The sequence below is a fragment of the Hydrogenoanaerobacterium saccharovorans genome, assembly GCF_003814745.1.
Classification (GTDB): domain Bacteria; phylum Bacillota; class Clostridia; order Oscillospirales; family Ruminococcaceae; genus Hydrogenoanaerobacterium; species Hydrogenoanaerobacterium saccharovorans.
Genome location: NZ_RKRD01000001.1, coordinates 1,028,985 through 1,044,248 on the forward strand (window position 1 = coordinate 1,028,985; position 15,264 = coordinate 1,044,248).

Annotated in this window: 15 protein-coding genes and 1 other RNA gene; 10 read left to right on the top strand and 6 right to left on the bottom strand. The window is 41.8% G+C overall.

From position 1 onward, the window contains the following. Window positions 1-93 precede the first annotated feature (93 nt). Window positions 94-597, top strand: a complete 504-nt coding sequence (locus tag EDD70_RS04740) for an NUDIX hydrolase (protein ID WP_092752493.1) — start codon at window positions 94-96, stop codon at window positions 595-597. Between the two features lie 20 nt (window positions 598-617). Here EDD70_RS04740 and EDD70_RS15285 read toward each other — a convergent pair whose 3' ends face one another. The 5 genes from EDD70_RS15285 to EDD70_RS04765 all read right to left on the bottom strand — a co-directional run bounded on the left by EDD70_RS15285 (window position 618) and on the right by EDD70_RS04765 (window position 2,777). Beyond that, window positions 618-995: a sulfite exporter TauE/SafE family protein gene (locus EDD70_RS15285; RefSeq protein ID WP_092752491.1), complete on the bottom strand. Its 378-nt coding sequence runs from the start codon at window positions 993-995 to the stop codon at window positions 618-620. Next, window positions 992-1,342 (bottom strand): sulfite exporter TauE/SafE family protein, encoded by a 351-nt coding sequence (locus EDD70_RS15290; protein WP_092752489.1) that lies wholly within the window; start codon window positions 1,340-1,342, stop codon window positions 992-994. Before EDD70_RS15290 ends, EDD70_RS15285 begins: the two co-directional genes overlap by 4 nt. A gap of 135 nt (window positions 1,343-1,477) precedes the next feature. Next, on the bottom strand, window positions 1,478-2,191 hold the full coding sequence (locus tag EDD70_RS04755) for a tRNA threonylcarbamoyladenosine dehydratase (protein ID WP_092752487.1): 714 nt from the start codon (window positions 2,189-2,191) through the stop codon (window positions 1,478-1,480). Window positions 2,192-2,230: 39 nt separating this feature from the next. Next, a non-coding RNA gene (gene ssrS, locus EDD70_RS04760) (6S RNA) lies at window positions 2,231-2,423 on the bottom strand. Window positions 2,424-2,450: 27 nt separating this feature from the next. Further along, window positions 2,451-2,777: a DUF1292 domain-containing protein gene (locus tag EDD70_RS04765; protein ID WP_242943082.1), complete on the bottom strand. Its 327-nt coding sequence runs from the start codon at window positions 2,775-2,777 to the stop codon at window positions 2,451-2,453. A 980-nt stretch (window positions 2,778-3,757) separates the two neighbouring features. Here EDD70_RS04765 and EDD70_RS04770 point away from each other — a divergent pair. Continuing rightward, the gene (locus EDD70_RS04770; protein ID WP_092752483.1) at window positions 3,758-4,522 is read left to right on the top strand and encodes a peptidylprolyl isomerase; all 765 of its coding nucleotides are present in this window, start codon (window positions 3,758-3,760) and stop codon (window positions 4,520-4,522) included. A gap of 33 nt (window positions 4,523-4,555) precedes the next feature. On the opposite strand, the gene EDD70_RS04775 is transcribed toward EDD70_RS04770, so the two are convergent. Next, window positions 4,556-5,839: a redoxin domain-containing protein gene (locus EDD70_RS04775; protein ID WP_092752481.1), complete on the bottom strand. Its 1,284-nt coding sequence runs from the start codon at window positions 5,837-5,839 to the stop codon at window positions 4,556-4,558. Between the two features lie 191 nt (window positions 5,840-6,030). On the opposite strand from EDD70_RS04775, the gene EDD70_RS04780 reads away from it, so the two are divergent. The 8 genes from EDD70_RS04780 to EDD70_RS04815 all read left to right on the top strand — a co-directional run bounded on the left by EDD70_RS04780 (window position 6,031) and on the right by EDD70_RS04815 (window position 15,153). Then, window positions 6,031-7,077, top strand: coding sequence for an aldose epimerase family protein (locus EDD70_RS04780; protein ID WP_092752479.1), 1,047 nt, complete (start codon window positions 6,031-6,033; stop codon window positions 7,075-7,077). 180 nt (window positions 7,078-7,257) lie between these two features. Further along, complete coding sequence (gene fsa / locus EDD70_RS04785; protein ID WP_092752477.1) at window positions 7,258-7,905, top strand: fructose-6-phosphate aldolase; 648 nt, start codon at window positions 7,258-7,260, stop codon at window positions 7,903-7,905. Window positions 7,906-8,075: 170 nt separating this feature from the next. Beyond that, window positions 8,076-9,350 (top strand): serine hydrolase domain-containing protein, encoded by a 1,275-nt coding sequence (locus tag EDD70_RS04790; protein WP_092752474.1) that lies wholly within the window; start codon window positions 8,076-8,078, stop codon window positions 9,348-9,350. 16 nt (window positions 9,351-9,366) lie between these two features. After that, entirely contained in the window at window positions 9,367-10,551 is a 1,185-nt protein-coding gene (locus EDD70_RS04795; protein ID WP_092752472.1) for a CapA family protein, read from the top strand. 12 nt (window positions 10,552-10,563) lie between these two features. Further along, window positions 10,564-11,940: a PIG-L deacetylase family protein gene (locus EDD70_RS04800; protein WP_092752469.1), complete on the top strand. Its 1,377-nt coding sequence runs from the start codon at window positions 10,564-10,566 to the stop codon at window positions 11,938-11,940. Window positions 11,941-11,959: 19 nt separating this feature from the next. Continuing rightward, window positions 11,960-13,027, top strand: a complete 1,068-nt coding sequence (locus tag EDD70_RS04805; RefSeq protein WP_092752467.1) for a bifunctional glycosyltransferase family 2/GtrA family protein — start codon at window positions 11,960-11,962, stop codon at window positions 13,025-13,027. Further along, window positions 13,024-14,076 (top strand): phosphodiester glycosidase family protein, encoded by a 1,053-nt coding sequence (locus EDD70_RS04810; RefSeq protein ID WP_205408583.1) that lies wholly within the window; start codon window positions 13,024-13,026, stop codon window positions 14,074-14,076. The genes EDD70_RS04805 and EDD70_RS04810 overlap by 4 nt, the downstream gene beginning before the upstream one ends. 9 nt (window positions 14,077-14,085) lie before the next feature. Then, complete coding sequence (locus EDD70_RS04815; protein ID WP_092752465.1) at window positions 14,086-15,153, top strand: hypothetical protein; 1,068 nt, start codon at window positions 14,086-14,088, stop codon at window positions 15,151-15,153. Window positions 15,154-15,264: the final 111 nt, after the last annotated feature.

Sequence of the window (15,264 nt, forward strand, 5' to 3'; positions counted from 1 at the left end):
AAGTACTTTTTGAAAAATATTTTTAGACAGAACCTGACAAATGCGTTAAAATAACATGAAGACTGTATGTAGGGCTTAAAGGAGTAAAATTGTATGGAACTATGGGATGTTTATGACAGAGGCGGCTGTAAAACGGGGAAGATTAAACAAAGAGGCAGCCAGTTGTTAAGCGGTGAATTCCATTTGGCGATGGAGATTTGGATTGTAAATGAAGAAAAACAGCTTTTGATACAAAGACGGGCACAGAGCAAAAAAATTTTACCGGATATTTGGGGTATGACGACAGGATGCATTGTTGCGGGAGAAGATTCTGTTTCTGGATGTATCCGCGAAGTGCAGGAAGAGATTGGCATTTCTTTAACCGCTGATGACATAATATTTTTGCAAAGAATATTCCGTACCAACACCATTTGGGATGTGTATGTTGCACATAAAAATGCCGATTTGGCGCAACTGGTACTGCAGCAAGAGGAGGTCAGCGAGGTGAAGTGGATTACATTTGATGAGCTTAGAGAAATGCTGAAAGATGGTCAATTCTTTGCTTACCCTGAAATAGACGAAATAATAACGTTAGTCGAACAATTTATACGTACATAAAAAGGGCGGTGATTGTATAATCACCTGTCCTTTTCTTTTTTCTTATTTTTAGCAAATAATTCACGTAATCCCATATAAATGAGGAGTATTGCAAACAGCTTTCTCAATAGTTCCTCGCTGATTATCTTAGTCAGCCACAAACCGCACCATACACCAACAAACCCAAATGCAATGCAGATGACAGCCGATTTATAATTGATGAGTTTGTTTTTTGCATGGATACAAACTGCGATTATTGCAATTGGTAAAAAAAAGATGAGATTGATTCCCTGTGCTGTAAGCTGATTCATCCCTGCAAAAGCGGTGAGATATAAAAGCAAAATTGCGCCGCCCCCCACACCCATGGATGCGGCAATACCCGCGAGCAGGGAAGACACAAATATCCAAATTCCGTTCATCGCAGCAGTAACCGAGTTGCAGAATAAAGTATAAAGACTGCAAACACCTTTCTAAGCCAAAAGTCAGGTATCTTTTTCAGAAAAAGTGCACCCGCAATTGCCCCGATCATACCGCCCGGTAAAAAGGGGAGTGCGTCAGAAAATGTTACGTTGCCGCTTGTAACATACATATAGGAACTTGCCGCTGATAAAAATAATGTGATTAAAATAGCAGTTGCATGTGCAGATTTGATATTCCCATCCAGTCTGCTTAAAAAGCCTACGGCAACAATTCCTCCGCCTGCACCGAACAGACCGTTGAGCACACCGATAGATGCACCTGCCAAAGCGTGCATGACAAAATTCATCTTTCATCCCCCTGTAATTATTATGTCAGGCTGTCGATGCGCATGAGCAAAAAAACACGACCTATAAAACAGTGTTCCATAGGTCGTGTTGGTTTATACAGAATTGGTTGGGATAAATGGGGGTTAAAGTATCCCTCACTTGCTTAATCGGATGCTATCCTTGATCGCTTCGGATGCCAAAATATATCCTGCAACGGGAGGAACAAATGAAATACTGCCCGGGCTGTGCCGACCGTTTTCGCTGCTTGCCAAAACCTTTGCTGCGGGTTCATCCGAAAAAACCACCTTAAGGTTGGGTACACCACGTTTTTTAAGTTCACGGCGCATAACACGCGCAAGGGGGCAGCCGCTGCTTGCTGTGTCTGCAATATCTCCCACTTTTAACTGCATAGGGTTCAAACGGTTACCTGTACCCAGGCAAGAAATTAAGCGGATCTGTTTTGCATAGCAGGTTTGGGCAAGGTGCAATTTTGCGGTTACTGTGTCAATCGCATCTATAATATAATCCGGTGCAAAATCAAACACCATATCACTGGTATCAGGCAGATAAAAACAGTCGGCTACCTGAATATCGGCATTGGGGTTAATCTCCAAAAGATGCGATTTTGCAATTTCTGTTTTTTTGCAGCCCACATGTTTTTGGGTATAAAAAATCTGGCGGTTCAAATTGGTGATGTCCACCGTGTCATGATCCACCAGCAACAAATGTCCTACCCCTGCACGGCATACTGCTTCGGCAGCTGCGCAGCCTACACCGCCCAATCCGATTACCGCTACTCGCAAATTCTGCAGTGTTTTCATATTATCTTCACCCAATAGCAGGGCAGAACGCTTTAGAAAATCAGTCAATCGGGCTCCCTCACTTTAAAAAAATAGCTCATAAAAATATTATATCCCGCCTTGCCGTTAGTATGGCTTATTAAAACCCGTCGTAAGACAGGGTGGGTAAAATCCTCCTTTCGGTTTCATGCTCCCTTCGTCCACCAAAGCGGGAGGTCTGCAATCTGCCGAAAGAGCCCGGAATCCCTTTTAATAAGTGTTGGATTATATATACCATACATATCGCACAAGGCAGGAGACAATGCAAAATTATAATTTATTCAGTTGTTTATTCTTCGGTGAAATCGTAGTAATCTTCAAGTCGCTCCATAAAAATGCCAGAGATCTTGTTGAATTCGTCTTCATCTTCAATTGCCATCAGAAATTCTTCATCGCCATCAGCTTCTACTTTTAAAACAATGAGCTCGCCATCGTCATCTGCCAACACTTCTTCGTCTTCCACGGGGATAACAGCAATGTAACGATTGTGGTCTTCCTCGTATGTGTCAAGCACTTCAAATTCGTGTTCAACGCCTTCTTCATCCTGCAAAGTCAAGATATCCGGGCCAAACTCCATCTCTTCATTGGTGTCCATAATAAACCTCCATCGTGCCAAACAGCACATCAAATTCATTGAAACGGTACAGCCGGTAATCTTTTAAGCTGCACAGAATTTCTGTTACTTTCATATTATAATACAAATGAGGTATAAGTCAACTAGAAAGTAATTTTAATACTATTTTAACAAATTAGATTCTAATTATTAAAAAAAACTATTGACATTTCATATAAATCGTGCTATATTAAAGACACAGAAGAGAGAAATATAAAGTGCAACAATCAATGAAAGGTGGCGATTCCAGTGTACGCGGAAACAGAACCAATTCAGTTTACAGGTTGCGTATTGCAAATGGAATGCGCAACCAATCTCAAAGCATAACCCGTACCTAAAAAGAAAGTTTCATCGTTTTATATGTTTGTTAAAACGCATCACTTTAACCTAACGGCGGTTGCCTAAATTGGTAAGCGGTTTATGCAGCGAGAAGGTTTACAACTTAATATTATTTTTGGTATATTTCCAAAAATAGCAAAATTGAATTGTAAAGGTTGAGTCCAATGAAATAGTCAGGCTACCCCCATTAAAGAATTCATAAGGGTGAGTCCAATGGAAATAGAGGCAAGTGCCTATTTGCAGGCAAAGCGCTATCTCTAATTTACGAATAGTTTGCTACCAATTATACTGCAAGAATGCATTTTGTTTTTGTAAGTAATCCTCAGCAATTTTATTCGAACATTAAATGAAGATAGGAGATATAACCTGTATAAAAATTATATAAATAGTACGTAAGGTATTCATTTATAAGCCTTAAAACAATCAATAATTCAAGCCCACGGCAACAAAAGCTGCTGTGGGCTTTTTGCATGCAAACAAATTTCGATTTGCGTTTGCATTTTTAGTATAGTAAAAAGGGCTTGCCACCGTCGGTTGAATATTATATAATAAATTAGAAACGCGCAGTGAAGTAAGCGTTTTAATTTTAGATGAAAACGATGCTGTCGGAGTAAAAACCACGACAGTTCGATGGGGTGACTTTTGTGAAAAAATTTATGAGATTGGCAAGCCTTGTATTGGCATTGGCGCTTGCACTCAGCTTTGCAGGGTGCGGTAAAAATAATGTTGTTTCTGATGAAAATGCATTAAAAACACCTGAGGAACAGGTTGAAGAAAATAAGAAAATTACCGATGATCAAGTAAATCTTGTTCAGTTTAATGATGTACCCGCAGGCGCAGAAGTTGCTTTAATCGAAACCAGTATGGGCGACATTACCGTTGCGCTTTATCCCGAATTTGCACCGAAAGCTGTAGAGAACTTTTTAGCACTAACCCACTCCGGTTATTATACAGGCTTAAAATTCCACCGTGTGGTAAATAATTATCTCATTCAATCCGGCGACCCTACAGGTACTGGAACAGGCGGAGAGAGTAGCTTTAAGGATGAAAGCGAAAATAAAGTAGGGTTTGCACAGGAGCATTCACTCAACTTGTGGAACTTTAAAGGTGCGGTAGGTATGGCACCTTCGGGTGACGGAACCAACGGCAGCCAGTTTTACATTGTGCAAAATTCTGTGCTGGAAGATGAAACTTTAACAAAAATGGAAGAGGCTGCGTTCCCCAAAAAAGTGATTGATAAGTACAAAGAAATTGGTGGGGCACCGTGGTTGGACGGTAAAAACACAGTGTTTGGTTATGTGATTGACGGAATGGATATTCTAGAAGAAATAGCTTCTGTTGAGGTAGATGAAAACAGGGTACCGGTGGAGGATGTTATCATCACCCAAATTACTATAATAGAACGATAAATAAAAAGGAGCGGAATATTTCCGCTCCTTTTTTTAACCTTCTAAAGTTTGTTCAATAATATTTTTCATCATATCTTTTGTAAGAGCGCTACTTACATAACCAAAAATATTGCCATCCCGGTCAATCATATAAGTGGTGGGGAATGCATTTACATAGTAGTCTGTCAGTACTGAGCCGGTTTCATCGAATACAGATGGAAATGTATAGCCGTTTTCGGTTAAAAACGTTTTGATTTCATCGATTGATACGTCCGTGTTATTCGGATGATCGTCTGTTTTGGGGTTGGTTACCCCGATGAAAATTACATCTTCACTGTTTTTACCATATTCGTTGTACAGTTCTTCTATGTGCGGCATCTCCTGCCTGCAAGGTGGGCACCACGTTGCCCAAAAGTTTAAAAATACGACCTTGCCCTTGTAATCCGAAAGTGTGTGTGTGTTGCCGTATTGATCGGTAAGAGTAAAATCAAACGCAGGTATTGTTTTTTTGTCTTGCTGCGAAGAAGCTTCAGAGGACGAATTATCTTCAGACGCAGAAGAAGTGCTCTCTGATTGACTGCTGTTTGCTGTGTAGTTGCCTCCGCTGAACGAGTTGAGATAGCTTGTAATGCCGTTCATCCATCCGGTAAATGTCATAATACCAATAAGAATGAGCAAAACACCGCCTGCTTTGATGGTATATTTCAGCATACGCTGGCGTTTTTTGATGAAATTGAGTGTTTGTGTAGTAAACAACCCCAGCGCAAGAAACGGCAAAACAAAACCCAAAGCGTAAACCAACACCAATAAGTTGCCCATAAGTGCACTTTTTGCACCCGATGCCAAAATCAGCACCGATGACAGCGCCGGCCCTACACAGGGTGTCCATGCAAAGCTAAAAGTAAAGCCCATAAGGAATGCCACCAATGGGTTCATATTTTGCAGTTTTAATTTAAACGGCAGTCGATGCTCTCGGTCCAGCATTTTCATATCTAAAAAGCCAATTTGGAAAAGACCAAGTAAAACAATCAAGATACCGCCGATGCGGCTGAATAACGTTTTATAATTGTTGAAAAAACTGCCCAGTGCCGAAAACGACAAACCTAATATGAAAAATGAAAACGATATGCCAAGTACAAAAAACAGCGTATGAAAAAACACCCGTTTGCGTTCATAAGTAATCACGCCGTTTTCGTCTGTGCGTTTTGCATTGCCTGCAAGATAACTGATATAAATGGGTATCAGAGGGAGAACACAGGGTGAAAAGAACGAAATTAATCCCTCGAAAAACACAAACAAAAAACTGATGTGGTCCGTGCTGACAAGTCCTTCAAACATAAGAACCTCCTTATATTAAATAATTTTTTATATTATACCATAATTGTACAATAGTGCAACCTAATTAGGTCGAGTATAAAAAATTACGGTGTATCGGTAAAATATCGGGTTGTCGGTTCGGTAAGGATGCGCTATAATAAAACCATATTCTGCTGCGTGAAATTAACATAAAACAGAGGAGCGTATTCAGTATGAGTATTACCAAAAAGCCATTTGGAACAACAAAGAACGGTGAAACGGTTGCATTGTTTACCCTCACAAACAGCAGCGGTGCCAATGTTGGGGTAATTACCTATGGGGGCAGCCTTGTATTCATTAACGTGCCTGATAAAACAGGTAAACTCGTTGATGTATGCCTTGGATGCGATACAGTTGCAGATTATGAAAAGCAGGATGCAAGCCTTGGTGCGTTGGTAGGGCGTTTTGCCAACCGTATTGAAAAAGGTATATTTACACTAAACGGTGTAGAATATCACCTGTATTGCAACAACGGTAACAACCACTTGCATGGCGGAAAAATTGGTTTTAATCAGCGTGTATGGAACGGCGAAATTAAGGGGGATGCTTTGGAACTCAGTTTGTTCAGCCCCAACGGGGAAGAGGGGTACCCCAGTAACCTTACAGTGAAGGTTATTTACCGCTTTACTGACGATAACGAGCTTTTTATCGATTACAGTGCCGTTACTGACCAAGATACGATTATCAACCTTACAAACCACTGTTACTTTAATCTTGCGGGGGAAGGCAATGGCACCATTCTTAACCATAAGCTGATGCTTAATTGCGATACCTATACCGAAAACAGCAGCGAATGCCTGCCTACCGGTGTAATTGCCCCTGTTGCAGGCACACCGCTTGATTTTACAACGTTTGAAACAATAGGCAAACGCATTGAAGATGACTACATACAGCTTAAAAACTGCGGAGGTTATGATCATAATTTTATTATCAGACGTACCTCTGAGGGATTAGCAGAAGCAGCGCAGCTTTGGGAAGAATCCACCGGCATTTTAATGAAAACTTTTACCACAAAGCCCGGAGTTCAACTTTATACCGGTAATTTTTTGCAAAGCAATTTTACTGCAAAAGGCGGTAAAACCTATGGCAAACGCACCGGTGTGTGCCTCGAAACGCAGTTTTACCCCAATGCGATGAAGCATACACATTTCCCCAGCCCGGTATTGCGTGCAGGAGATACTTATCGGCATACCACCGTTTATCGTTTTGAAGTAAAATGAAATTTTTTAAGCACTAACTAATTATTGTAAATTAGCCTTGGCTGATTTCGGTTTAGTATAGTTTTATCGGCTTTATACAGTAATTTACGCTTTACACTTGTATGAACAACCGATTTGACCTATAATGATAAAGAAAATGGAAAAGTGGTAAAAAGCCACAGGAGAAAGGGAGAAACACGAATGAAACTATTTTTGGATACTGCAAATGTTTCGTACATCAGAGAAATCAACGATTTGGGCGTTATCTGCGGTGTTACAACAAACCCCAGCCTCATAGCGAAAGAAGGCAGAGATTTTAAAGAGGTTGTTACCGAGATTACATCCATCGTTGACGGCCCTATTTCTGCAGAGGTTATTGACATGAAAGCAGAGGGCATGGTTGCTGAGGCAAAAGAACTTGTAAAAATTCATAAAAATATTGTTATAAAAATTCCAATGTGTGCAGAGGGCTTGAAGGCTGCTGCAGCTCTAACCAAAATGGGTATTAAAACCAATGTAACACTTATTTTTTCAGCAGCACAGGCACTGCTCGCTGCAAGAGCGGGAGCAACCTTTGTTTCGCCGTTTGTCGGCAGATTGGATGACGTGGGTGCACATGGCATTGAACTGATCGAAGAGATCGCGACTATCTTTAATATCCACGGTATAGAAACAGAGATTATTGCCGCTTCTATCCGCAAACCGGAAGATGTTACTGCTTGTGCAATGGCCGGTGCTCATATTGCTACCGTGCCTTATGAGACAATGAAAAAATGTATCGACCATCCTCTCACAACACAGGGTATCGAACGCTTCCTTAAAGATTGGGAGACTGTACCCAAGAAATAAGCAACGGTTACAAGGTAAAGCACCATCTACCGCAGTGGATGGTGCTTTTTTGCTGTTTGTTATCTTTTGGCAAGCCGGTTTTCAGGTGTAATTTATTGACGCTATAAATAAAATGGTATATAGTTGTAATGATATAGTTAAATACTATATTTAGAAGGTCAAGCGTTAAAATGTTTACTAAAATTTTCTGCGCAATTCTTTCACTGTCTCTTTGCAGCGGTATGTTAACCGGGTGTACCAAGAGCAATAAAACAGGGTCAATCCAATCCGATCCGGTACAAGTTGAGCCTGTTCAAATAGAAGAACCCCAAATACCATACAGCAACCATATTTCTGCCAATAAAGAAAAGCTCGATGCGGCAGTAGATCAAATTAACAAAGATTATGGTGTAATGGGCAGCAGTGTTGCTGTGTGGGAGCATGATGCCATTGTTTACAGCCATTCTTACGGCACTGCAAGTTTGCGAAAAACACAAAGCATCAACGAAATAACAGGCGAAGTTACAACTGCTGATACAACTCCTGCAAATTGCGGTACAAAATACAGGGTTGCATCCATCTCTAAAATAGTAACTACGATGTTGGCTATGCAGCTGCAAGAACAAGGCAGGCTTAGCCTCGAAACGGATATTGCTGCACTTGTAAACGAAAAACTGCAAAATCCTTATTATCCAAACGACAAAGCAACCATAGAAATGCTGATGACACATACCTCGGGAATTATCGACGGAGCGGGTTACAAAAGTGCCATTAATAAACAACCGTTCCCTGCGCTCGATGTAGTTTTGCAGCGTAATAATTTCAGCGGCTTAAAACCGGGTTCCTCCTATAGCTATTCTAATTTTGGTATGGGCTTGGTGGCAGGTGCCATTGAAAATGTTACGGGCGAGCCATTTTGCGACTATGCTAAAAATGCTTTGTTTGAACCACTTGGCATAGATGCATCGTTTGTCACCGACTATATTAAAGACCGTAATTCCATTGCCACATTTGGCAGCGAAGACCCGCTAAGTTGGGGTAATATGAAAGAAATTTACGGGCAAATCCCGGTAGGGCAGATGTATCTATTAGGGCATGGCAACCTTTTTATCAGCGCTGAAGATTCAGCACAAATCGGCATCATTTTGTCTGGTGACGGAACGTACCAGGGTAAGTGCTATCTCAAAAAAGAAACTTTAGATAATATTCATTCCCCTCGTGTGTATGACTATAAAACAAACGTAACGCGGGGGCTTGCTGTGCAAATAACATCCGATATTATTGAGGGTGTAACTTTATATGGGCATCAAGGCAACGCCTATGGCGCTATTTCCTGTATTTTCTATGATCCTAGTACTCAGCGCGGCGTGGTATTCCTTACCAACGGGGCGAGTGCAAAGCGCGCAGAAAGTCAGATTTATGCGGTAAATGATGCCATTGTGAAACAGATTTGGCAATACCTATGATGGGAGTATTTTTGGGATGAAACAACGAATTTTTATAATGTTATTTGCCTGCTTGTTGCTTTCGGGTTGTACCGGAGGGTTGCTTGCAGGCGATTCTTCGAAACAGGGCTCATCTGAAACGGTTAACTCGGGCGATGCGGAAAGCAAACCGCCGAAGGATGAAGCCATACATACTGCAACTTTATTTGCAGCGGGCGATAATCTTATTCACGATGTGATATATGAGCAGGCTTTGCGGCGTACACAAAACAAGGGCTATAATTTTTTGCCGGTGTATGAGAATATGAATGCACAAATTGCGGCTGCCGATATTTCTTTTATTAATCAAGAAGCTCCCATCGCCAAAGGGTTTCCGCCCTCCAGCTATCCCCGCTTTAATGCACCCACACAACTTGCCGGAGACTTGAAAACACTTGGTTTTGATGTAGTAAATATTGCAAACAATCATATACTGGATAAGGGCTTGCAAGGCCTTACAGAAACCATTGATATATTGCGCTCTACACAAGGGCTTACTATGATCGGGGCATATCAATCAGAGAAAGAATACGACACAACAACGTTGATAGCAAAAAACGGTATCAAGTTTGCATTTTTGGGTTTTACCCAACACACAAACGGTTTGCGCCTACCCGATGAAAATGCCGGTATGCTTGTTTACACCGATGAGCTCGAGGCAATCGAACGGCAGATTACAGCTGCACGCAAAGTTGCCGATGTCGTAGTGGTTTCGGTCCACTGGGGCGAAGAGGGGATGAAGCAGACGACGCTTTATCAGCAAAACATTGCAAAACATTTTGCTCAATACGGTGCAGACATTGTAATCGGTACGCATCCGCATGTGCTGCAACCGATAGAATATGTCGATGGTGCAGACGGGCATAAAGCATTGGTTTTCTATTCGTTGGGCAATTTTGTATCCGCACAGGTAGACCCCGAAAATTTAATTGGCGGCATTGCAAAAATTACCGTGCAAAAAAACGATACTACGGGTAAAATCAGCGTTATAGACCCAAAACTCTCGGTTGTGATTACTCATTTTGGTTTAGGCTTTCACGATTTAAAGCTCTATCCGCTAGCCGATTATACCGATGAACTTGCCGAAAAACATGGTGTTGTGTTAAAATACGGCAAATGGTTTGATACAAAGTTTATAAAAAATTTTGTTGAAGAAGTGATAGATAAACAGTTTATAGAATAAGGAGTACAAGGCTTGAAACGATTGTTGCTACAATTTTGTATATTGCTGCTGCCTTTCATATTTTTTGGCAGCCATAACACTTTTGCGGCAGAGCAGGCAGCCGAGCTTACTGCGGGATGTGTATTTACAACATCACAAAACAGCAGTGACGTATGGGCGTTAAAAGACGGTAACCGTACCACACGATATTGCAGTGCAGGCGAAACCAACATTAAACTTACAAACGAGCAGCCGTTTAAAAGCCTTTATATTATATGGGATACACCGCCTCAACCGTGGACGTTGGCTGCCGAACAAGGCAGCTTACCATTTGGTTCTTATGGATTTATTCACGAATTTATTGAATTACAGTCGCCGCAAAATACGGTAACCCTTACTGTAAACAACGATAAAAACACCATCTGTGATATTTATGTATTTGCGGAAGGAGAATTGCCCGCTTGGGTGCAGCTCTGGCAGCCGCCTTATCAAGATGCAGACATGCTGCTGTTGCCCACCCATGCAGACGATGAGCATTTGTTTTTTGGCGGTACAATGCCCTATTATGCAGGCGAAAAAGGTTTAAAAGTGCAGGTTGCCTACCTAACCAACCATTGGGCAGAGCCTTACCGTCCACACGAATTGATTGATGGATTGTGGGAGGTTGGTATAACCGCATACCCGGTGATTTCCGGCTTTGCAGATAGATATGCAGGCAGTTTGGAACAGGCGCAGAGGCTTTATAAGCAAGAGGATGTTATGGCTTATCAGGTAGAGCAATTGCGGCGTTTTAAACCAGACGTAGTTGTAGGGCACGATGTTAACGGCGAATACGGCCACGGGGTACATATTTACAACACGCTCACCTTGCAGAAAGCGCTTGAACGAAGTAACGACCCTACTCAATATCCCAGCAGCGCACAGCAATACGGTGTATGGGATGTGCCCAAAACCTATTTGCATCTTTATGATAAAAACACGATGCTTATGGATTGGAATATCCCCCTAAAACATTTTGGCGGAAAAAGCGCAATCGAAATGGCAAAACAGGGGTTTGCAAAGCATGTATCTCAGCAAAAATACTTTACGGTAGAGGATTATGGGCCCTATGACTGCAGAAAATTCGGTCTTTATCGCACAACCGTTGGGCCGGATGTTATAGGCGGTGACTTTTTTGAGAACATCTGTTTTGAGGTTCCTGAATCTCAGCCTGTATCGGTAGAAGAACAACTGGAGATAAAAAAACCTGAAACAACACCTGCGGCTAAAGAGATACAAGAAAATGCCGATGATAAAATTATTGGCAAGCCTTCCGCTTGGGTGGCACTCCTTGCTTGTTTGGCAGTGGGTTTAACAACAGGAGCGGCAACTATTCTCGCTTACAGAAAAAGCAGAAAGCCCAAACACTAATACAAACAAGGAGTTAACGGTGAGAGTAAGTATTATTGTGCCTTCACTCAACCCCGATGAAAAGTTATTAACGGTGGTGAGCGGGCTTGTAAAAGCCGGCTTCCAACGTATTATTTTGGTGGATGACGGCAGCAAACAAGAGAATAAACATTACTTTAACGCTGCTGTTACAGAAAACCGCCAGTGTGTTTTGTTGCGCCATAATAAAAACCTTGGCAAGGGCAGGGCGCTAAAAACTGCATTAAATTATTTTCTGAATAACCAAAACAACGACATCGGCGTAATAACCGTTGACGGAGATAATCAGCACAAGGTTGAGGATGTTCTCGCCTGTGCCGAAGCACTGGAACAGAACCCCGAAAGCCTAGTGCTTGGCTGCCGTGATTTTTCTTTGCCGGATGTACCGCCCCGCAACGCATTTGGTAACAAAGTAACGGCATGGTGTTTTAAAGCACTTTGCGGTATTTCTGTAACGGATACACAGACAGGACTTCGCGGAATATCCGCTGCATTTGCCTATGAAATACTTGACCTTTCCGGCGAACGTTTTGAATATGAAACCAATATGCTGATGCAAGCGAAACGCCTTGATATTGCTATTTTAGAAGTACCTATCAGCACGGTTTATATCAACGACAATGCTACCTCGCATTTCAATCCTCTGCGCGATTCCTTTAGTATCTATCATCAGATATTAAAATTTTTATGGTCGGGTATTGCATCTGTCGGGTGTGATTATTCGCTGTTTCTGCTGCTGAATCGGTTGTTTGCAGGGCAGCTTTTACGGCATAGGTTGTTGATAGCCACAGCAGGTGCACGTTTATGTTCATCGGTTTTAAACTATTTGCTCAATAAAAACTATGTGTTTGGCAGCAAAACTCCGGTAAAAACAACGATGGTTAAATATTATATTTTATGTATTTTGCAAATGATGGCAAGTTATGGCGCCGTGTTTTTATTCACATCGGTATTTTATGTGCCTGCTGCTGTATCAAAGTTAATTGCAGATTCTATTCTGTTTTTTATCAGTTTTAAAATTCAGCGCGAACTGATCTTTAATAAAACAAATAAGGAGCAATCATTTTGACAACGGAAATAATGCAGCGAAAAAACAAGCGTTTTGCCGAAATCCGCGAACGCAAACAAGGCAGAGGTTCGCCTGTTAGGCGCACTATTTTACGTTGTTTAGCGGTGATTGGCACGTTGTTGCTTTCTATATTGATTTTTTTGTTTGGCGCTATAACAATGATATGCCGCGGCCCTTCGCCTACCGTGCGGGATTTGTTTGTAACAACTGTGATGGAAACCAGTGCGGCTAAATTTTTGGCCCATATGTACTTTTCGGATGACGAAATTAGAGTAATCCAGCTGAAAAATGCGGTAGTAGACATTCAAGAGGTGACCGATACAAGCGTAGAGTTTATACAAAGTGATAGTGTTTTACCCAAAGATACCATTGAATTGCTGGAGGTGGGCGGTTCTACCTTTAAGGGGAAAATGCTCATTGTCCATGATCCGTCACGCATTAGGGTTGCAACGGCGCCCGTGTTTGGCAAAGACATAGACGGGGTGAGAATGGAGGATTTTGTGAAAAACGAGAAAGCAACGGCGGGCATTAACGGCGGTGCTTTTTATGATGAGAACGGTGTAGGCAGGGGTGGGATGCCTCTGGGCGTAGTTATAAAAGACTCTAAACTGGTGAATGGGTCGCTTAACACGGCAGATTCTGTAGTAATAGGCTTTGACCAAAGCAACAAGCTAATTGTGGGCAAAATGTCAGGGCAAGAGGCGCTCGACTTGAAGCTGCGGGATGCAGTGAGTTTTGGCCCTGTGTTTATTGTAAACGGGAAGCCTGTTGATGTAGCAGGGACGGGCGGAGGACTAAACCCCCGCACTGTAATTGGTCAGCGCGCAGACGGTGCAGTGCTCATGCTCGTCATTGATGGCAGGCAGGCGCACAGTATCGGTGCATCTTACAAAGATTGCATTGACGTGATGATGCAATACGGGGCAATCAATGCAGCCAATCTGGACGGAGGCTCCTCCAGTATGATGATATACAACGGCGAGGTGGTCAATGTCAGTGCATCACTGTACGGTTCACGCAAATTGCCAACAGCCTTTATTGTAAAGTAGGTAAACAAAATGCAGCAAACATACATACCCGCTAAAAAGAAGAAACGGCTTTTTCTTATGGCGCTTCTCCTCTTTTTTTTAACTATGCTGATTATAGTTATATGTAGTTTAGCCTGGCTGTGGCAGTATCTTGCACGCTATGAGGCAAACACTCCTAATGCATCCTTACAGCGCTATGCCGATTGGTTGAAAGCAGGGGATTATGATGCTATTTATGCATCATCCGGCTTTCAAGCTAATCGATTCACCAAAAAAGAAGATTATATCCGCTACATAAAATCCACGTTTAAAGGTGAGCAGAGTACGGCAACTTTTATTAAAAAACCATCGCAAACCCCCAATAGTATGCTGTATGATATGTATCTTGAAGGGAAACGGGCAGGTAGCCTAGAGGTTACACCATCTGCACCGGGCAGCGATTATCGGTGGACGGCACGTGCTCAATTGCCGTGCATAGAGAAATTTACAATTACTGCACCTGCGCATGTCAAGGTTATGGTAAACGGCGAAGAACTCGGCATCGATGTTTCTTCAAACAACGAACCTGCAAAATACTACAATGGTGTACAACAGCAAGATTTGATTCCCAATCAAATACGATACGATGTAGAAGGGCTGCTTTTACCCCCGGTTGTTACTGCACAAAAACAAAACGGAGAACCTTGCAAAGTTATTAAAGAAAGCGCAACAAAAATAATTGTTTCGGTGCCCGTTAGCAAAGAAGTGCAAAAACAGCACGAAGAACTGCTCGAAAAAGCAGCTAAAACTTATGCCGCGTATATCACCATGGATGCCGGTTTTTCTGAACTGCGGCAATACCTTTTTGATAAAACAGAATTTTACAATGCAATCAAAGATTTTTACAACGGGTGGTATATTCCGCATGATTCTTTTGAATGCCGTAATGTAAAATTATCGGATTTATTTGAATATTCTGATAACGATTATACAGGCAGCATCTCTTTTGATTATGTGATAAAAAAGGGTACAAAAGAATACGTTTATCCTTCCAGTTATCAGCTTTCGTTTATCAAAATAAACAATCAATGGAAGCTAATAAACATTGTAACACGCTAAAACTCTAAAAGCTGTGCATGATGTGCGCGGCTTTTTTTGCATCACATTTCATAGTTATTTAATATGAAAATAAGAGCGATTGGGTTACAGTTTTATTTATTTTGTAAAAAT